General features: G+C 63.2%; 15 protein-coding genes and 1 other RNA gene. 7 read left to right on the forward strand and 9 right to left on the reverse strand.

What is annotated here, in order from left to right; all coding sequences use genetic code 11:
- Window positions 1-2: 2 nt before the first annotated feature.
- The 5 genes from V1289_RS28640 to tkt all read right to left on the reverse strand — a co-directional run bounded on the left by V1289_RS28640 (window position 3) and on the right by tkt (window position 6785).
- Window positions 3-1040, reverse strand: a complete 1038-nt coding sequence (locus V1289_RS28640) for a class I fructose-bisphosphate aldolase (RefSeq protein ID WP_334400832.1) — start codon at window positions 1038-1040, stop codon at window positions 3-5.
- A 113-nt stretch (window positions 1041-1153) separates the two neighbouring features.
- Window positions 1154-2221, reverse strand: a complete 1068-nt coding sequence (gene fba, locus V1289_RS28645; RefSeq protein ID WP_334400834.1) for a class II fructose-bisphosphate aldolase — start codon at window positions 2219-2221, stop codon at window positions 1154-1156.
- 112 nt (window positions 2222-2333) lie between these two features.
- On the reverse strand, window positions 2334-3530 hold the full coding sequence (locus V1289_RS28650; RefSeq protein WP_334400836.1) for a phosphoglycerate kinase: 1197 nt from the start codon (window positions 3528-3530) through the stop codon (window positions 2334-2336).
- A 122-nt stretch (window positions 3531-3652) separates the two neighbouring features.
- A complete protein-coding gene (gap, locus tag V1289_RS28655; RefSeq protein WP_334400838.1) occupies window positions 3653-4660 on the reverse strand; it encodes a type I glyceraldehyde-3-phosphate dehydrogenase in 1008 nt (335 codons plus the stop codon).
- A 139-nt stretch (window positions 4661-4799) separates the two neighbouring features.
- Complete coding sequence (gene tkt / locus V1289_RS28660; RefSeq protein WP_334400840.1) at window positions 4800-6785, reverse strand: transketolase; 1986 nt, start codon at window positions 6783-6785, stop codon at window positions 4800-4802.
- 317 nt (window positions 6786-7102) lie between these two features.
- Here tkt and V1289_RS28665 point away from each other — a divergent pair, with 317 nt between their 5' ends.
- The 7 genes from V1289_RS28665 (at window position 7103) to V1289_RS28695 (ending at window position 12978) form a co-directional block, all read left to right on the forward strand.
- A complete protein-coding gene (locus tag V1289_RS28665) occupies window positions 7103-7423 on the forward strand; it encodes a DUF4164 domain-containing protein (protein ID WP_309179911.1) in 321 nt (106 codons plus the stop codon).
- On the forward strand, window positions 7420-7803 hold the full coding sequence (locus tag V1289_RS28670) for a cell division protein ZapA (RefSeq protein ID WP_334400842.1): 384 nt from the start codon (window positions 7420-7422) through the stop codon (window positions 7801-7803). Before V1289_RS28665 ends, V1289_RS28670 begins: the two co-directional genes overlap by 4 nt.
- 87 nt (window positions 7804-7890) lie before the next feature.
- Window positions 7891-8051, forward strand: a non-coding RNA gene (ssrS, locus tag V1289_RS28675) — 6S RNA.
- 158 nt (window positions 8052-8209) lie between these two features.
- Window positions 8210-8785, forward strand: coding sequence for a 5-formyltetrahydrofolate cyclo-ligase (locus V1289_RS28680; protein WP_334400844.1), 576 nt, complete (start codon window positions 8210-8212; stop codon window positions 8783-8785).
- Window positions 8786-8788: 3 nt separating this feature from the next.
- Entirely contained in the window at window positions 8789-9613 is an 825-nt protein-coding gene (locus V1289_RS28685) for a TIGR00282 family metallophosphoesterase (protein ID WP_334400846.1), read from the forward strand.
- A 60-nt stretch (window positions 9614-9673) separates the two neighbouring features.
- Window positions 9674-11449 carry an adenylate/guanylate cyclase domain-containing protein gene (locus tag V1289_RS28690; protein WP_334400848.1) on the forward strand — a complete coding sequence of 592 codons (1776 nt, stop codon included), beginning with the start codon at window positions 9674-9676 and terminating at the stop codon, window positions 11447-11449.
- 179 nt (window positions 11450-11628) lie between these two features.
- Window positions 11629-12978, forward strand: coding sequence for an IS5 family transposase (locus V1289_RS28695; protein WP_334400850.1), 1350 nt, complete (start codon window positions 11629-11631; stop codon window positions 12976-12978).
- A 296-nt stretch (window positions 12979-13274) separates the two neighbouring features.
- On the opposite strand, the gene V1289_RS28700 is transcribed toward V1289_RS28695, so the two are convergent.
- From V1289_RS28700 to V1289_RS28715, 4 genes are all read right to left on the reverse strand, one after another.
- Window positions 13275-14960 (reverse strand): flavin-containing monooxygenase, encoded by a 1686-nt coding sequence (locus V1289_RS28700; protein ID WP_334400852.1) that lies wholly within the window; start codon window positions 14958-14960, stop codon window positions 13275-13277.
- 183 nt (window positions 14961-15143) lie between these two features.
- Window positions 15144-16340, reverse strand: a complete 1197-nt coding sequence (locus V1289_RS28705; RefSeq protein ID WP_334400854.1) for a serine hydrolase domain-containing protein — start codon at window positions 16338-16340, stop codon at window positions 15144-15146.
- Between the two features lie 600 nt (window positions 16341-16940).
- Entirely contained in the window at window positions 16941-17513 is a 573-nt protein-coding gene (locus V1289_RS28710) for an inner membrane-spanning protein YciB (protein WP_334400856.1), read from the reverse strand.
- Window positions 17514-17603: 90 nt separating this feature from the next.
- The gene (locus V1289_RS28715; RefSeq protein ID WP_334400858.1) at window positions 17604-19031 is read right to left on the reverse strand and encodes a methyl-accepting chemotaxis protein; all 1428 of its coding nucleotides are present in this window, start codon (window positions 19029-19031) and stop codon (window positions 17604-17606) included.
- Between the last annotated feature and the right edge of the window lie 25 nt (window positions 19032-19056).

Here is a 19056-nt window from a genome sequence, read left to right on the forward strand (position 1 = left end):
GTCTATGCGACCTTCTTTTCCAGGCCGGTTTCCCACTCGCCCTTGCTCGCCAGCGCATTCATCCGCGCACGGTGGATAAAGGCGCGTTGGCCCGCGGCGGCGTTCTCAGGCCTGCCCGACCACGCCTTTTGCGGCGCTGCCTGCAGCGCGCGGCCGTAGGAGAAGGTCAGCCGCCAAGGCAGATTAGAAGGCAGGCCGCCGATCCGGTTCATGGCGTTGAGGTGGGCGGTTGCTTCCTCGTCGGACTGTCCGCCGGACAAAAAGGCGATACCGGGCACGGCAGCGGGAACGCACGCCTTCAGCAGCCGGATGGTTTTCTCCGCAACCTCTTCAACGGGCGACGGCTTTGCGCTTTTCTTGCCTGATATCGCCATGTTGGGCTTCAGGATCATGCCCTCCAGCGCGACGCGCTGGACCCGCAACTCCTGGAACGTCTTGTCCAGGACGTGCTGGGTCACCTCAAAGCAGCGGTCGATGTCGTGATCGCCGTCCATCAGCACTTCCGGCTCGACGATCGGCACGATCTGCGCGGCCTGGCACAACGCGGCGTAGCGGGCCAGCGCATGCGCGTTGACATGGATCGCGGTCATGGTGGGAATGTCCGCGCCGATATCGATCACCGCCCGCCATTTGGCGAACCGCGCGCCGCGCTCGTAATATTTCTTCAAGCGCTCGGCGAGTTTGTCGAGGCCGGCGGTGATCAATTCGCCGGGGCAATTCGGCAACGCCTGGGTTCCCTCATCGACCTTGATGCCGGGGACGGCGCCGGACTGCTCGATCAGTTTGACCAGCGGCGTGCCGTCCTTGGCGTTCTGCCAGATGGTTTCGTCATAGAGGATGACGCCCGAGATGTATTTGCTCATCGCCTCCTGGGAGCGCAACAGCATTTCCCGGTAGTCGCGGCGCGTCTCCTCGGTCGATTCGACCCCGATGGCGTCAAAACGCTTCTTGATCGTGCCTGAGGATTCGTCGGCGGCGAGGATGCCCTTGCCCGGGGTGACCATGGCAAGCGCAACCTTGTTGAGGTCAGCGAGATTCATTGAACCGTTCTCCAGATCAACTGCCCTTGCAAGCCAAAATAGGCGGTTCTCGGGCAATTGCCTAGAAAACGTTCGTCGCGGCCGGCGGCCCCCCGCGGCGCAATGGCGCGGGGTCAGGCTACTCTCGGATCAAGTTCGCCCTTGCTGTAGCGCCTGGCCATCTCGGCCGTCGTCAGCACCTTCTTGATCTTGCCGGCTTGCCCCGCGGTGTTGAATTCCTGCAGCCGCTGCTTGCACAGTTTGGCCATCGCTTCCATCGCGGGTTTAAGATATTTGCGCGGGTCGAACTCTTCCGGATTGTCTTTCAGGACTTTGCGGATCTGCCCCGTCATCGCCATCCGGTTGTCGGTGTCGATGTTGATCTTGCGGACACCGTTCTTGATGCCGCGCTGGATCTCGGAGACCGGCACGCCCCAGGTCGGCTTCATCTTGCCGCCATTGGCGTTGATGATCTCCTGCAGATCCTGCGGCACCGAGGAGGAGCCGTGCATGACCAGATGCGTGTTCGGCAGCTTGCGGTGAATCTCCTCGATCACGTTCATGGCGAGGATATCGCCGTCCGGCTTGCGGGTGAATTTGTAGGCGCCGTGCGAGGTGCCCATCGCGATCGCCAGCGCGTCGACCTTTGTCTCCTGGACGAATTTTACGGCTTCGTCGGGATTGGTCAGCAGCTGGTCGTGGGACAATTTGCCTTCGGCGCCGTGGCCGTCTTCCTTGTCGCCCATGCCGGTTTCCAGCGAGCCGAGCACGCCGAGTTCGCCTTCGACCGAGATGCCGCCGAGATGGGCCATGTCGGTGACGGTCTTGGTGACGCCGACATTGTAGTTCCAGTCGGCCGGGCTCTTGCCGTCGGCCTTCAGCGAGCCGTCCATCATGACCGAGGTGAAGCCGGCCTGGATCGCGGTCATGCAGGTGTCGGGCCCGTTGCCGTGGTCGAGATGCACGCAGACCGGAATCTGCGGATAGATCTCGGTGACTGCATCCATCATGTGCTTCAGCATGATGTCGTTGGCGTAGGAGCGCGCGCCGCGCGAGGCCTGGATGATGACGGGAGCGTCGAGCGAGGAGGCGGCGTCCATGATGGCGAGCGCCTGCTCCATATTGTTGATGTTGAAGGCCGGCACGCCGTAATCGTGCTCTGCCGCGTGGTCGAGCAATTGACGCAACGTGATCCGAGCCATCCGAATTCTCCCTGTCTTTACAGCGCCCTGGGCGCTCGATCTGGTCAAATCTCTTTGTTTTGACGCGTTTTCTTGCCGCGAACCGGTGCCCACTTCGCTTGAAAACGCTCTGCTAGCGTAATTTTAGAACTTCGACGCCGGGCAACGGTTTGCCTTCCATCCATTCAAGAAACGCACCACCTGCGGTCGAAACATAGGAAAAATCGCCGGCCACGCCGGCCTGGTTCAGCGCCGCGACGGTGTCGCCGCCGCCGGCGACCGAAACCAGCTTCCTGGCCTTGGTCCGCTCGGCCGCATGCTTGGCCGCCACCACGGTGCCGCGGTCGAACGGGGTCATCTCGAACGCCCCGAGCGGGCCGTTCCAGACCAGCGTTGCGGCATCGTCGATCGCGGCATGGATTCGCGCGATCGATTGCGGGCCGACATCGAGGATCATGCCGTCGGCCGGAATGGCGTCGAGGCCATAGGCGTGCGACGGCGAATTGGCCGCGAAATGATAGGCGACCACGGCATCCACCGGCAGGATGATCGCGCAATTCGCGGCTTCCGCCTTTTCCATGATCCGCAACGCGGTCGCGGCCAGATCCTTCTCCGCCAGCGATTTGCCGACGCCGACGCCCTGGGCGTGCAGGAAGGTGTTGGCCATGCCGCCGCCGATCACCAGCGCGTCGACCTTGCTGACGAGGTTTTCCAACAGATCGATCTTGGTGGAAACCTTTGCGCCGCCGATGATCGCGATCACCGGTTTGGTCGGCGCCTCCAGCGCCTTGCCGAGCGCGTCGAGTTCGGCCTGCATGGTGCGGCCGGCATAGGCCGGCAACCTGTGGCCGAGCCCTTCGGTCGAGGCATGCGCGCGGTGCGCTGCAGAGAACGCGTCGTTGACCCAGATGTCGCCAAGCTTTGCCAGTTCGGCGACGAAGGCCGGATCGTTCTTTTCTTCCTCTTTGTGGAAGCGGGTGTTTTCGAGACAAAGGATGTCGCCATCCTTCATCGCATCGACGGCCCTGGCGGCGGCTTCACCGACGCAATCCTCCGCGAAGGCGACCGGCTGCTTGATGACCTGTGAAAGCGCGTCAGCAACGGGCTTCAGCGATTCCTTGGGATCGCGTCCCTTGGGCCGGCCGAAATGTGCCAGCAGGATGACCTTGCCGCCCTTGCCGGAGATTTCGGCGATGGTCGGCGCAACGCGTTCGAGCCTGGTTGCGTCGGTGACGCGGCCGTTCTCCATGGGTACGTTGAGGTCGACGCGCAGCAGCACGCGCTTGCCCCTTACGTCGACGTCATCGAGCGTGCGGAATGATTTGGACATCTGGGTCTCACGCTGCTCATCCTTCGAGACGCCGCGCTGTGCGCGGCTCCTCAGGATGAGGTTTCTCCCTCATGGTGAGGAGCGCGCTCTTTGCGCGCGTCTCGAACCATGAGGCTAGGAATTTACAGCAGCTTCCCCATCGCCACGGCGGTGTCCGCCATGCGGTTGGAGAAACCCCATTCGTTGTCGTACCAGGCCATCACCCGCACCAGCGTGCCGTTCAGCACCTTGGTCTGGTCCACATGATAGGTGGACGAGTGCGGATCGTGGTTGAAGTCGATCGAGACGTTGGGCGCGGTGGTGTAGCCCAGAATGCCCTTCAGCTCCTGCTCGGAAGCGCGCTTCATCGCCTCGTTGATTTCCTTCACCTCGGTCGCGCGCTTGGCGACGATCTTGAGGTCGACCACCGAGACGTTCGGGGTCGGCACGCGGATCGCGACGCCGTCGAGCTTGCCCTTCAATTCCGGCAGCACCAGACCGATCGCCTTGGCGGCACCGGTCGAGGTCGGGATCATCGACATCGCCGCGGCACGGCCGCGATAGAGATCCTTGTGCAGGGTATCGAGCGTCGGCTGGTCGCCGGTATAGGCGTGGATCGTGGTCATGAAGCCGGTCTCGATGCCGACGGTGTCGTTCAGGACTTTTGCGATCGGCGCGAGGCAGTTGGTGGTGCAGGAGCCGTTGGAGACGACCAGATGATCCCTGGTCAGTTTGTCGTGGTTGACGCCATAGACGATGGTCGCGTCCGCATTGTCGGCGGGCGCTGAGACCAGCACGCGCTTGGCGCCGGCGGTCAGATGCGCGGAGGCCTTGTCCTTGGCGGTGAAGATGCCGGTGCATTCCAGCGCGATATCGACGCCGAGGTCTTTCCAGGGCAGCGTCGCCGGATCGCGGTGCGCGGTGACCTTGATCTTGCCGTTGCCGAGGCTGATCGAGTCGCCGTCGACGGTCACGGTTCCCGGGAACCGGCCATGCACGGAATCGAAGCGCAGGAGATGGGCGTTGGTCTCGACCGGGCCGAGATCGTTGATCGCGACCACCTCGATATCCTTGCGGCCGGACTCGGCGATGGCACGCAGCACATTGCGGCCGATACGGCCGAACCCGTTGATCGCGACGCGGATTGCCATGCTCGTTTCTCCCTTAATAGCTATTGACGACCCCGCGGAGGGGCTCTCCGGAGGTGCTGACGGCGGATCGCCCGGTTCGGCCGGGCGAGAACGGACAAGATCGAAATTACCTAGTCCTTTTTCCGGGCAAGCTCAACCACTAGCCCAAGCGCTTCAGGGCGGCGTTAACCGCAGCCTCGGCGGTAATTCCGAAGTGCTTGTAAAGATCCTTGGCAGGCGCACTGGCGCCGAAACCGTGCATACCCACGAATTCGCCATCCTGGCCGATCACGGCGTCCCAGCCCCAGCGCACCGCGGCCTCGATCGCGATCTTGACCGGCGCGTTGCCGATGATCGACTGCTGACGCACCGCCGACTGCGCCAGCAGCAATTCGAGCGAGGGCACCGACACCACCCGCGACGCGATGCCGCGTTCGGCCAATTGCTTCTGGGCGGCCACCGCGATTTCGACCTCGGAACCCGAGGCGAACAACGACACTTTTGCCTCGCCCTGGGCGGCGACCAGTTCATAGGCGCCGTGGCCGCAGGGATTTTCCGACGGCGCGGTGGTTCGTAGCTGCGGCAGGTTCTGGCGGGTCAACGCCAGCACCGTCGGGCCGTCGATCCGATTCAGCGCGAGTTCCCAGCACTCGGTCGTCTCCATGGCGTCGCAGGGCCGGAACACGCGCATATTGGGAATCGCGCGCAGCGCCGCCAGATGTTCGACCGGCTGGTGCGTCGGGCCGTCTTCGCCGAGCCCGATCGAATCGTGGGTCATGACATAGACGACGCCGGTGCCCATCAGCGCCGCCAGCCGCATCGCCGGCCGCGCATAGTCGGTGAACACCAGGAAGGTGGCGCCGTTCGGCGCAAAGCCGCCATGCAGGAAGATGCCGTTCATCGCAGCAGCCATGCCGTGCTCGCGGATGCCGTAATGGATGAAGCGGCCCTTCGGCGTCTTGGCGGAAAACGCCACCGCCGATTTCGCCTTGTTGTTGTTGGAGCCGGTGAGATCGGCGGAGCCCGCCAAAAACTCCATCGGCATCGCCGCCGCGATCGCCTCGATCGCGGATTCCGACGATTTGCGGGTGGCGATATTCTGCGGCGTCTCCAGCAGCGCCTTCTTGTGGGCCTTCAGCGCCTTTGCCAGCGAGGCCGGCCGCTCATGGCGCAACCGGCGCTCGAATTCGGCGCGCTTGCGGTTGCCCAATTGTTCAAACTGCGCCTGCCAGGCCGTGCGGGCCGCGGCACCCCGGCCGCCGGCTTCGCGCCAGGCTTTCAACACATCGTCGGGCACCGAGAACGGCTCCAGCGAAATGCCGAGCTTTTCCTTGGCGCCCTTGAGCTCGTCGGCGCCGAGCGCCTCGCCATGGGCCTTTGCCGTGCCGGCCCGGGTCGGGGCGCCATAACCGATGGTGGTCTTGCACGCGATCAAGGACGGCTTGTTGGATTTCTGCGCGCGGGTGATCGCGGCCGCAATCGCCTTTTGATCCTGGCCGTCGATCAGTTCGGCCGCCCAGCCGGCGGACTTGAAGCGCTTCACCTGGTCGACGGAGTCGGAGATCGAGGTCGGGCCGTCGATCGAAATGCCGTTGTCGTCATAGAGCACGATCAGCTTGTTGAGCTTCCAGTGGCCCGCCATCGCGATCGCTTCCTGCGACACGCCCTCCATCAGGTCGCCGTCGGAGGCGAGCACATACGTATGATGGCCGACGATCTTCTTGCCGAACTCCGCGGCCAGCATCTTCTCCGCCAGCGCCATGCCGACCGATGTCGCGATGCCCTGGCCGAGCGGTCCGGTCGTGGTCTCGATGCCCTTGGTGTGGAAGTTTTCCGGATGCCCCGGGGTCAGCGATCCCAGCTGGCGGAAATGCTTGAGCTGGTCGAGCGTCATGTCCTTGTTGCCGGTGAGATAAAGCAACGCATACAGCAGCATCGAGCCGTGCCCGGCCGACAGCACAAAACGGTCGCGGTCCGGCCAGTTTGGCTCGGCGGCATCGTATTTCAGGAACTGTGTGAACAAGACGGTCGCGATATCGGCGGCGCCCATCGGCAGGCCGGGATGGCCGGATTTCGCCTTCTCGACGGCGTCCATGGCGAGGCCACGGATCGCATTGGCCATACGGGTATGATCGACCTGCGTCATGATGAAAATCCGCCTGAAATGAGGTGCTTGGTTGCGGTACGTACCGGCCGGGAGGCCGCAATACGAGCGTTATGGCTACGGGAAGTCAGGGCTGGATAGCACCTCAATCCCCTGAGTCCAAGGCGAGGAAACGCGCTTATTGCGGGAAAAGTTGCCTAAAGCATGCTTCGAAAAGCGGGATCCTGATCTACCGGTGCATAGCTTTGCGGCGGCGTTGCGCTGGCCTCGCTTGCAACGTAAATTTCACCGCCTAACCGCTTGCCGAACCGCGGATTTTGCTGTGCGGCTGGCTCGACCTGAGGTCTGCGCTGTCACCCATGAGCGATCGTCCCGCCAACGGCTCCGGCAACGCCGAGCCTAGCTTCGCCGACATCGAGGCCGCGACGCGGCGGCTGATGGCGGCACTTGACGCGCTGGAAAGTGCGGCCGAGCGGCGGCGCGAAGCGGACCGCGACGAGAACGAGCTGGCGAGCCGGATCCAGGCGCTCGGCGCGGATCGCTCGCGGCTGGCCGACGAACTCGACGGCTCGCTGGTGAAGTCGCGGCGGCTGGAGCGCACCAATCGCGAGATCGCCGAAAAGCTGGATGCGGCGATCGGCACCATCCGTGCCGTTCTCGATGCCGGAGAGGGATCATGAGTCACATCAACGTCACCATCAATGGCCGGCAATACCGCATGGCCTGCGAGGAAGGCCAGGAGGTGCGGCTGCTCAAGCTCGCCGAGAGTCTGGAATCGCGCATCGGCAGCCTGCGCGGCAAATTCGGCGAAATCGGCGACGCGCGGCTCGTGGTGATGGCGGCCTTGACGGTGTGCGACGAACTGCTCGACGCCAGCCATCGCATCCGTAGCCTCGAGGAAGAGCTCGACGCCTTGCGCAATGTTCGTATCGCCGCCGCCGATCGCGCCCGGACGACGCAGGTCGCGGTCGCCAATGCGCTCAATGCGGCCGCCGACCGCATCGAAAAGACCACGCAGGTGCTGAACCGCACCATTGGGGGCGGCGTCGCGATCGGGTAGAAGTTTTCGTCGTCCCGGCTCAAGGCCGGGACGACGAGTGTTTTCTTACCGCTGGCGGAGCGGCCCTATCGTAGCTACATTGGCCGGGCGAAGCTGCGTTGCGCGTCAGGAGCCATATATCCCCGGGGCCTTATCGATCCTTTAGGGAACTGTCCCTGGCCGGGTCCGTGGATCCGGTCATATGGTGCCCACCTACTTTCGTAGGGAACTCCGGGATCGAGCGCTTCAACGGCCTCTGCGGCTTCGCACTTTTGTTTCTGTTGATTTCTGCGTCGAGCCGTACACTACCGGCATCGCAATCTGAAGACGAACGAACCTGCAATCCGGGATCGCCCGCCGGAGTCTGTCATCGGGCGGCCATTCGGCCGACCGGTTGGCGGGCAATGACGGTGGAATAGAACACTGCATGTCGGGAAGTTCATCCAAAGCAGAGCTTCGTGCCATTGCGCTGGCAAAGCGCGATGCATTGAGCGACGAGCAACGCGCCGCCGCGGCGGAAGCCATCGCCAGACGCGGGCTGCCGTTCGAAATCGCTCCCGGGATGATCGTCTCCGGCTACTCGCCGATCCGCAGCGAGATCGATCCGGCACCGTTGATGCGAAGGCTCGCCGAACAGGGGGCGAAGCTGGCGCTGCCGGCGGTTTTGGCGCGCGGCAAGTCGCTGGCGTTTCGTGCGTGGTCGCCCGACGACCGGCTGATGCTCGGGCCGCTCGGTATTCTCGAGCCGTCGCCTGCTGCCGCCGAGGCCGTTCCCGACATCATGCTGGTGCCGCTGGCGGCGTTCGATCCCCTGGGGCACCGCATTGGTTATGGCGCCGGACATTACGACTACACGCTTGCACATTTGCGCAAGATGAAGGCCATCACGGCCGTCGGCATCGGATTTTCCGCACAGCAAATAAAGGCTGTCCCGGCGCTGCCGCACGACGTGGCGCTGGATTATGTGCTAACCGAAAAGAAAGTGTTCGATTTCCGGAGCTGAATTTTGCGAATTCTCTTTATCGGTGACGTCGTCGGCAAGACCGGCCGCACCGCTATCTCGGAGCATCTGCCCGGCATGGTCCGTGACTGGTCGCTCGATCTCGTCATCGTCAATGGGGAGAATTCCGCCGGAGGGTTCGGCATCACCGAGGCGATCTACCAGGATTTCCTCGACGCCGGGGCCGATGCGATCACGCTCGGCAACCACGCCTGGAATCAGAAGGAAGCGCTGGTCTTCATCGAGCGCGCGCCGCGCCTGATCCGGCCGGTGAATTTTCCGCGCCATACGCCGGGCCGGGGTGCCGCCCTGATCGACACCAAGAACGGCAAACGCGCGCTGGTCATCAACGCCATGGGCCGCGTCTTCATGGAGCCGCTCAACGATCCCTTCAACGCGGTCGGCCGCGAACTCGAGGCCTGTCCGCTGCGCGAGGCGGCCGATGCCATCGTGGTCGATTTCCACGGCGAGGCGTCCAGCGAGAAGCAGGGCATGGGATTCTTCTGCGACGGCCGCGCCAGCCTCGTGGTCGGCACCCACACCCATGTCCCGACCGCCGATCATCAGGTGCTGCCGGGCGGCACCGCCTATATGACCGATGCCGGCATGACCGGCGATTACGATTCGATCATCGGCATGCAGAAGGAAGAGCCGCTGCACCGCTTCACGACCGGCATTTCATCGGGCCGTTTCGAGCCGGCCTTCGGCGTTGCAACACTGAGCGGCGTCGCGGTCGAAACCGACAATGCCACCGGGCTGGCGCTGCGAATCGCGCCGGTGCGGGCCGGCGGCAGGCTGGAGCCGGCGACACCGGGCTTTTGGTCGAGCTAGCCTGCATCACGTCGCCATGCTTTGATGCGGCGAGGAAGATTGTTCGATCCCGAGGAACCTTTGACCAGCGAGCGCGTGGAACGACGATTGGCGGCGGTGGTGGTGGCGGATGTCGCCGACTACGCTCGTTTGATGCGCGTCGATGCGGAGCGGGCGCGGGCCGATCTCAAGAGGCTCCGGCGGTCTTTGATTGGTCCCGCCGTCGCCACGCATCGCGGCCGCATCGTCAAGACCGCCGGTGACGAAATGCTGGTCGAATTCCCCAGCGCCGTCGACGCGGCGCGCTGCGCGATCGAAGTACAGCGCAGTATGGCGGAACAGAACGCCGCGCTGCCGCTGGATGTCAGAATCGAATTCCGCATCGGCATTCACCTTGGTGACGTGATGATCGAAGCCGACGATATATTCGGCGACGGCGTCAATATCGCCGCGCGTCTTCTGCAGATCGCGGAGCCCGGCGGCATCTGCATCTCCGACGACACGCAACGCCAGGTCCGCGGCAAGGTCCGTGTCACCTTCGACGACATGGGTTCGCAAAATCTGAAGAACATCGCCGAGCCGATGCGGGTATGGCATATCCGGATTGGCGAGGAGCGCACATCGGCGCCCGCGATAAATCCCGCCGCGCCCAGCCAGCCGCTGGCGCTTCCCGATCGGCCATCGATCGCGGTGCTGCCGTTCGATAACATGAGCGCCGATCCCGAGCAGGAATATTTCGCCGACGGCATGGTTGAGGAGATCATCACCGCGCTGTCGCGGTTCAAGTCGCTGTTCGTGATCGCGCGCAATTCGAGTTTCGCCTACAAGGGAAAATCCGTCGATATCAAGCAGGTTGGGCGTGAACTCGGGGTGCGCTACGTGCTCGAGGGAAGCGTCCGCCGGGTAGGCAACCGGGTTCGCATTTCCGGCCAGCTGATCGAGGCTGCGACCGGCAATCATATCTGGGCGGACAGGTTCGAAGGCGGGTTCGAGGACGTGTTCGGCCTGCAGGACCAGGTCGCCGCCAGTGTGGTGGGATTGATCGCCCCCAGACTCGAGCAGGCCGAGTTCGAACGGGCGCGACAAAAGCCTACCGAGAAGCTCGACAGCTACGATTTCTACCTGCGCGGCATGGCGCTGCTGCATCAGCGGTCCTCGCCGCTCGAAACGCATGAGTTGTTCAGGAAGGCGATCGAGCGAGACCCGGAATATGCCATGGCCCACGCCATGGTGGCCTGGATGTGGATGGCGCGGCAGGCCATCTATGGCATGCCGCTAAAAGCCGATGCCCGCGCCGAGGCGATCCGGCATGCACGGCTGGCGGCGAGACTGGCCGAGGAGGATCCGTATGTGCTGGCGACAGCCGGCCACGTACTGACCTATCTGGGACAGGAGTATGAACGCGGCGTAGCCATGGTGGAACAGGCGGTCGCGCTCAATCCAAATCTTGCCATCGCATGGTATTCGCGCGGCTTCGTCTATCTGCTGTGCGACGAGGCCGAACGCGCGATTGAGAGCTTCGACCACATGATCAGGCTGAGTCCGCTGGACCCGCTGCGATTAAGCGCCTGGAACGGTTCGTCGCATGCATTTTTCTGTCTCTCGCGTCACGAGGATGGCTGCGCGGCGGCGATGAAATCGATGCAGTTCGATGCCAACGCGCATTCGCTGTTGACCTTCGCCATGAACGCTGTCCGCATCGGACGCAAGGAGGAGGCGAACAAGGCGATCAGCCGGGTTTTGAAGCTGCAGCCCGGCTTTCGCGTCTCTCACGCCAGCGAGGCATTTCCCGTCCGCTGGCCCGAGCGGCGGGATCAAATAGCTGCCGCACTTCGCGACGCGGGTTTGCCGGAGTAGGCTTCGCCCGCCATTTTTGCCGGATCGGCAGCCGGCCCCGTTGCAATCAAAACCCACGCGCCCTGGGCTGCCGCTTCAGGCCCCGGTTTGGGCGCTTGATTCAGTCGTCCGTGAAGAACTGTCCAAGCCATTGGGCGGGAGTCGCGGGTCGTGATTCCTTGGTCGCATCGGAGGGGACGATGCGACCCAAGGAACGACGGGACAGCGGACAGGCCGATCTTCTGCGCTCGCGGCTGGACGCGATCATCGACATGAACCATGCGCTGGTGAAGCTGGCGCGGACGATCGACTGGTCGTTCCTCGAGGAACGGTTCGGCGCGGTCTACGAGGACAAGCCGGGCCGGCCGCCGCTGCCGACGCGCTTGATGGCGGGGCTGGCCATCCTCAAGCACACCTGCGATCTCTCCGATGAGGTGTTGTGCGAGCGCTGGGTGGAGAATCCCTATTACCAGTTCTTCTGTGGCGAGGAGTTCTTCCAGCATCGCCTGGTGTTTGACCGCTCCTCGCTGACGCGCTGGCGCCAGCGCATGGGCGAGGAGAAGCTGCAAGCCCTGCTCCAGGAGAGCCTTTCGGTCGCGACCAAGACCGAGGCGATCAAGCCGTCCGACCTCAACCGCGTCATTGTCGACACCACGGTGCAGCCCAAGAACGTGATGTTCCCGACCGATGCCAGGCTTCTCAACCGAGCCCGCGAGATCCTGGTCCGGCTGGCAAAGCGGCAGGGCCTCGCGTTGCGGCAATCCTATGCACGGGTGGGCAAGTTCGCCCTGATCAAGCACCAGCGCTATGCCCACGCCAAGCAGTTCAAGCGCGCCAACCGGGCCTTGAAGACGCTCAGAACCTATCTCGGACGCGTCATCCGCGACATTGCCCGCAAGATCGAAGGCCGCACCGACCCGCTCGGCGAGATTGTCCTTGGACGCATGCTGGCGCTGGCGCGACGGGTGCTTGACCAGAAGCAGCACCAGCGCGGCCCCAAGGTCTACTCGCTGCACGCGCCGGAAGTGGAGTGCATCGGCAAGGGCAAGGCGCACCGGCCTTACGAGTTCGGGGTCAAGGTCTCCGTCGCCACCACGCTGGCGCACGCCAAGGGCGGTCAGTTCGTTACCCATGTGAAGGCGCTGCCCGGCAATCCCTATGACGGTCATACGCTCAAGACCGTGATCCCGGACATGGAGGTGCTGATCGGCAACATCATCGAGCGCCTCGTTCTCGACAAAGGCTATCGCGGCCACAATGCGCCGCCCGAATACAAGTTCAGGGTGTTCACCTCAGGCCAGAAGCGGCGGGTGACCCCGCAGATCAAGCGCGAGCTACGCAGGCGCTCCGCCGTCGAGCCGGTGATCGGGCACCTCAAATCCGAACACCGGATGGGCCGGAACTATCTCTGGCACCGCCAAGGCGATGCCATCAACGCCGTCCTCGCCGCTGCCGGCTACAACTTCCGCCGCCTCCTCCGCTGGCTGGAGTTCTTTTTGCGCCAAATCCTCGTCCAGCTCATCCGCCGAATTCAGCTCGTTCCGAACTGAAGTCCGGGTTCTTCACGGACGACTGATTCACGTCCAAGCTGATGTCTTCAAGCTGCAAAACCGGACAACCGGCATTTCCGAGATTACCCCCCTAACCGGACATGCCGCGGACATGCCAAAATCGACGCGAATGACCCCAAGCGGTCATCGAGGCGATCATATGCTTATGGGCGCGCGAACCCTTGAGCTTCTCCGCAAGGTTCTCAACGTGTGCTCCGGAAATCGAGCGCTTCCACGCCTGCTATGCCGGGAGTCGCGCCGTTGAACGCAACCCCCCCGGTCCAGCTTCGTCAAGTTTATTCGGCCGCAACTGTGTGCACGGTCCCGCGCTGGCCTTCGCTCACGAACACGAACCCGTCGTAGCCCTTCTCGGCGACCTCCGCGCACTTCCTGCGATAGCCGCCGACGCCTTCCGGGCCGAGATAGGGCAAGAAGCGGCGCGGCTTGCCGGCGATGTTGGCGCCCATGTACCAGGAATTGGCGCCCGGCAACAAGGTACCGTTCACCACCTCGGAGACATGGTCGGCCCACGCGTCTTGCGCCTGCGGGGTCGCCTCGATCGTTGCAAGCTTGTTTCTGCGCATATGGGCGATGCATTCTGTAATCCACTCGACGTGCTGTTCGATCGACACCGGCACGTTCGACAGCACCGAGGGGCTCTGCGGGCCGGTGATCGTGAACAGGTTCGGGTAGCCGGCCGTGGCAAGGCCGAGATAAGTCTGCGGGCCGTCCTCCCACTCTTGCGCCAGCACCCTGCCGCCGCGGCCCTTGATGCCGAGGTTCTTTAGCGAGCCGGTCAGCGCGTCGAAGCCGGTGGCGACGACGATAATGTCGAGCGGGTATTCCTTGCCGCCCGCGCGAATCCCGTTCGGCGTGATCTCCTCGATCGGGCCGTCGGTGCTCGCATCCACCAGCAGCACGTTCTTCTTGTTGAAGGTCTCGAAGTAGTTGGTGTCCAGCGGTTGGCGCTTGGTGCCGTAGGGATAGGTCTTCGGAGTCAGTTTCTCGGCGACCACCGGGTCGTTGATCGTCGCGCGGATCTTCCTCTTGAGGTAGTCGGCGATAATATCGTTCGCCTCCTTGGAGAAGAACATGTCCTGGTAGTTGGCCAGCCAGAAGGGAAAGCCGCCGACCTCCCACATCCTGTCGAACTCCTGCTCTCGCTCCTCGGGCGTAGTATCGAGCACCGACTTCGGGATGAAGTTCAGCTCGAAGCCGAAGAACGAGTTCTTGATGCGCTGGCGGATCTCGTCGTAGTCGGCCTTGCGCGCCCTTGTGACTTCGGGGTCGACACGGCCGTTGCGCGCCGGCACGCAGAAGGCCGGCGTGCGCTGGAACACCGTCAGGTGCTTGGCCTGCTGCGCGATTTCCGGAATCGCCTGCACTCCGGTAGCGCCCGTGCCAATGACGCCGACCCGCTTGGCGGTGAAGTCGACGCCGTCGTGCGGCCATTTGCTGGTGTGGTAGCACTTGCCCTTGAATGACTCCAAGCCCTTGAACGGCGGCATGTTGGCGGCCGACAAGGCGCCGACCGCGGCGATGACGAAGCGAGCCCTGACCACGTCGCCTTTGTCCGTGCGCACCGTCCAAAGCTCGGTATCATCGTCGAAGACGACCTCGATGACGCGCTTGCCGAACTGGATGTCGGGCTTAAGGTCGAAGCGCTCGGCGCAGTGCTCGAGGTAGCGCAGGATCTCGTCCTGTTCCGGATAGCGCTCGGACCAGTTCCATTCCTGCAATAGGTTCTTGTCGAACGTGTAGCAGTAGATGTAGCTGTCGGAGTCACAGCGTGCGCCGGGATAGCGATTCCAGTACCAGGTGCCGCCGACTCCGTCGCCGGCCTCGAACACGGTAACGTTCAGGTCGAGCTTGTCGCGCAGCGAATGCAGCATGTACATGCCGGAAAATCCGGCGCCGATGATGACGGCATCGAACTCCGTTTTCGCGCCAGCCCTTTGTGACTCGCCTTGCACATTCGTCATGACACTCCTCCTGTTGTGAGCCTTCTCCCTGTATCTTTGGTCAGTTGTCCTGTCGCCAGCCTGCGCCAATGACAGGCCGACGTCCGCCGGCAACATCGCAATGCACGCGCTCGCGACGCCCCTCGATCCGTTCAATTTCGAAAACCCGGGAGGCGCCGTGGCACAACAAGGCGCTCGCCAGCATTACGCCGCCGCGCGCGCCTCACCCGTCGCATAGGCAGTCGTCTCGAACTCCAGGTAGCCACCGAATGAAGTCGGGTCGCCGAACGGCAGGATCTGCGTCGCCCAATATCCTCCGAAGCCGTTCTTCCGGTCGATCCAGAAGAACAGGTTGGGGAGACCGGCCCAGCCGATCGCCCCGGCCGGCCGGCCGGTCGGCGCATCCTCGTCGTTGACCATGAAGGTGTAAGACCAGGATTTCTTCAGGCCGGGGAAGAACTCGGCATCGTTCGACAGCGCCGGAATGACGCCGGGCAGCATCGTGACCGTCTGGTGCGCTTGCAGGCCATTGCGTACCGCGGCCTCGACAGTCTCCTTCTTGAGCACCCGGCCATGCGGCCCAGTTCCATCGTTCAGCCACATGCGGATGAATTTCATGTACTCGCCGATCGAGGCGTGGAGTCCGTGGCCGCCCATGTCGACTTCCGGATCGGGCGGCAATTGCATATCGGGAAGCGGGGTAAGCGACCCGTCGGCCCCGCGTTGATGGATGACGGCGAGACGCGCCCGCATCGAAGGAGTCAGCGAGAAGGCGATGTCCTCCATCCCGAGCGGCGCGAAGATCCGCTCCTTCATCACCTCTCCGAGGCGCTTGCCGCGGATGCTCTCGACGACCTGGCCGCACCAATCAATGTTGCTGCCATATTCCCATTTGTCACCGGGATCGAACAGCAGCGGTGTCATCAGGGATGCCTTCGAGCAGGTGATTACGCTCGGCTGACCGCGCTCCTGCGCGAGGCGGAAATAGTTGGCGTTGAAGAAGTCGTAGCCGAGGCCGGCCGTATGCAGCATCAGCATCCGGGTGGTGATGTCTCGCTTCGGCGCCCGCAGCTTCGGCGTCCCGTCGGCGCCAAATCCGTCGAGCACTTCGAGCTTGCCGATGTCGGGGACGTAAGTTTTGGCAGGGGCGTCCAGGTCGAGCTTGCCTTCCTCGACGCATTGCATAACGGCCGTGCCGGCGATCGCTTTCGTGGTTGAGTAGATGGCGAACACAGTGTCGGTCGTCATTGCCTGCCCGCCAAGAAGACGCTCGCCGGCGGCGCCTTCATAGATATTGGCCGAGCGGCTGGTGATCATCGCCACTACGCCGGGAACGCGGGGCTTGCCAGTCACGATCCTTTGCAAGATCCCGTCACATGCGCCTCTCAAGTTGTCAGCCATTGCCGTTCCTCCCGTTTGAAATTCGCCAGTTCTGATCCTGTCTTCTCCACAGACCGCGGGCGGTTCGCGTGGAACGATGTCAACCATGGTGAGGTGTTCAGTAGGGCTCCAGTCCGACTATCCCAACGCCTGTTGCGCAAACGAAAATCCCACTGCGACCTTAGCAGCAATCGTGGTTGGCGTTTTGATCATGATCTGGCTCTAGGTCAGTCTCGAACGCCGACCGAGCGTCGGGAAGACTAGAACGAATTCTTGCACGCGGCTACGCATTTGCGTTTGTCATCGAAAGTGCCGACTTTTTTTGCTCAGGCATGTCAGCGATGCTGACACTTGATGTTTCCTCCGAGGCGCATCAAGCCACCATGGCATTCTCGTCGAGTTAGGCGGCGATGTTCCGCTTGTGGGGCACAAAGCTGACGTGACCGTTGCGTTGTAGAAGGTCCGCTGTTGGCACTTTTCGGACCTCACGCGACGTCCGACGTGAGTCCGGAATGCACACTAAAGCGGACGTCCGCCGACCACTCTGGATTTATGGGTTCACGCCCTAGCTGAAATCGCCGGCGGTTCGTGGACCATGCGCAAGCGCTGATCGCTTCGCCGTCAGGAAGCGGCAGCGATCATTTGGGCGCGGCGGCGGCGGACGCCGATGGTGCGCATGGTGGCAAAGCCGATCAGGAACAGGACAAGCTTGCTGACGATGCCGTAGATCGACATGAACACCGACCAGGTCGCCACGCTATAGTTGAGGGCCACGATCAGGTTCAGGCCGGCGGAAAAGAACATCAGGCCGGCCCAGACGTAGCCGAAGATGAAGGCGATATCCGGCACCATTTCGATCGCGACCGGCGGCAGATAGCGGTTGATCCATCCGGGCCTGAGCATCACGATGCCGACGACGGTGTAGATCACGGTCGGCTTGATCATCACGAAGCGCGGGTCGCGGGTGATCAACGTGGCGGCGCCCGCGCCCAACACCAGGAAGAGGCTCATCCACTGCATGGTGTCGATCGGCTTCTTGCGCAGAAACTGCCAGCCGATCTGGGCTGCACCCAGCGCCATGCCGAGCACGACCGCCAAGGTGACGTTCCCCGTCGTGAGGTAAACGACCAGGAAAAACAATGTCGACGCCATGTCGAGCAGCAGCAGCTTCCCGGCATCGAGCAGGTGTTTCATGGGTTGTTCAACTCCGTCACGGGCCCGGTCATTGTTACACCCCGGATTGCATTCGGACGAGAAGCTTCGCTGGCGCAACCGGCCGGTTGCTCAGGACTGCCGAAAACCCATGCGGAAGGCGCCCCAGTGGCGGCCGCGGATGACGATCGGCGACGACAGATCCTTCATCAGCACGAAATTGCCGCCGCCCATGTCGCGCCGGTAGGTTTGCAGCAGGAACGGTTTGGTATTCGCCGCCACTTTCTTGACCGCGCGATCGCTGAACAGCCGCCGGTTCCGGCAGTTCGCGTTGTTCCAGACCGGGTCCGGCCCCTGCGGGTGGCGATAGTTCGGATTATGGGTCGGCAGATAGCCGCCTTTGGCCCATGCGACACAAAACACGATTCTCGGATCGCATTTTTGAATTGGATCCTGGATCGCCGGCAGGACGCGGTCGGTGAAGGTGACGTAGTCGGTCATGTATTGCTTCGGATCGGTGCCGGCGATTTCGTGGTATTTCTCGTCCATCAACTGATCGAGGCTGATCTCGCCGCGCGCGATCGCGCTTTCGAAGGCGGCCGAGATTTGCTTCGCCGTATCGATCACGACACGGATCAATGGCGCGTCCGAGGTCTCCACGCCGCTGTCGGCAATGAGGGCAATCAGCCCTTCCGAGATCTCGAGCAGCTTGGCGACCCGGTCGTCGGCATGCTTCAACTCGGTCGATGAGAGATCGACGCCCTTGGCAAGGTTGCCGAGCTCGTCGATGACCTTGTCGCAGTGCGAGAGATTGGAGGTGGCCGCCTTGGCTACGCCGTCGATCTCGCTCCCGACCGCCGTAAAGCCATTCTGGACGCGGGCGATGATGCCTTGGATCTGGGCAGCGCCTTCGCCGGCATTCTTGGCCCGGAGCGAAGCCTCGCCGCTTTCGCCGATCAGGCTGTTGACCTGGCCATCGAGGCCGCGAACGGTATCGTCGATCAGATGGGTCGCCTGCCGGGTCGCTTCGGCGAGATTCTTCACCTCGCTGGCGACGACCGCAAATCCTCTTCCCGCCGCACCCGCGCGCGCGGCCTCGATGGTGGCGTTCAGCGCCAGCAAATTGGTTTGCCGCGCGATCGCCTCGATCGATCCGGATACTTTTGCGACTTCGGACAGCGCGGCGCCGACCGAACTCAGGCGATGCTCGATACGGCCGACCGCCTCGATCAGTTCGGCGATGTGCTGGACCGCGGTCTCCACCACGGCGCGCGACTGGGTGATTTCTCCGACCGCGGCCGTGGCGGCCGACTGCACCGCCTGCGACGCGCCGGCGATGCCGTGATTGGCGGAGACCATGGTCTCGGCGGTTTTCTGCAACTGGCCGAACCGGTCGGATTGGCCGAAGACGCGGCCCGCGACCTCCTGGAGGTTGCCGGCGACGTCGGCAAGTTCGACCCCGAGGCCGCCGATCCGGTTGGCAAGCTGGTCGACCAGGCGCTCGCTGGCCGACGGCGCGGCCTGGGCGTGATTCAGTTCCGAACTCTGAGCTGCCGGCATCACGGCATCCCCTTCGTTGAAATGC

The sequence above is a fragment of the Bradyrhizobium sp. AZCC 2289 genome, from assembly GCF_036924615.1.
GTDB lineage: Bacteria > Pseudomonadota > Alphaproteobacteria > Rhizobiales > Xanthobacteraceae > Bradyrhizobium.

Coding starts and splice junctions, on each gene's coding strand:
- V1289_RS28640 (WP_334400832.1), bottom strand. CDS start 1,040: ATGAATCTCGCTGACCTCAACAAGGTTGCGCTTGCCATGGTCACCCCG.
- fba (WP_334400834.1), bottom strand. CDS start 2,221: ATGGCTCGGATCACGTTGCGTCAATTGCTCGACCACGCGGCAGAGCAC.
- V1289_RS28650 (WP_334400836.1), bottom strand. CDS start 3,530: ATGTCCAAATCATTCCGCACGCTCGATGACGTCGACGTAAGGGGCAAG.
- gap (WP_334400838.1), bottom strand. CDS start 4,660: ATGGCAATCCGCGTCGCGATCAACGGGTTCGGCCGTATCGGCCGCAAT.
- tkt (WP_334400840.1), bottom strand. CDS start 6,785: ATGACGCAGGTCGATCATACCCGTATGGCCAATGCGATCCGTGGCCTC.
- V1289_RS28665 (WP_309179911.1), top strand. CDS start 7,103: ATGAGCGATCGTCCCGCCAACGGCTCCGGCAACGCCGAGCCTAGCTTC.
- V1289_RS28670 (WP_334400842.1), top strand. CDS start 7,420: ATGAGTCACATCAACGTCACCATCAATGGCCGGCAATACCGCATGGCC.
- V1289_RS28680 (WP_334400844.1), top strand. CDS start 8,210: ATGTCGGGAAGTTCATCCAAAGCAGAGCTTCGTGCCATTGCGCTGGCA.
- V1289_RS28695 (WP_334400850.1), top strand. CDS start 11,629: ATGCGACCCAAGGAACGACGGGACAGCGGACAGGCCGATCTTCTGCGC.
- V1289_RS28700 (WP_334400852.1), bottom strand. CDS start 14,960: ATGACGAATGTGCAAGGCGAGTCACAAAGGGCTGGCGCGAAAACGGAG.
- V1289_RS28705 (WP_334400854.1), bottom strand. CDS start 16,340: ATGGCTGACAACTTGAGAGGCGCATGTGACGGGATCTTGCAAAGGATC.
- V1289_RS28710 (WP_334400856.1), bottom strand. CDS start 17,513: ATGAAACACCTGCTCGATGCCGGGAAGCTGCTGCTGCTCGACATGGCG.
- V1289_RS28715 (WP_334400858.1), bottom strand. CDS start 19,031: ATGCCGGCAGCTCAGAGTTCGGAACTGAATCACGCCCAGGCCGCGCCG.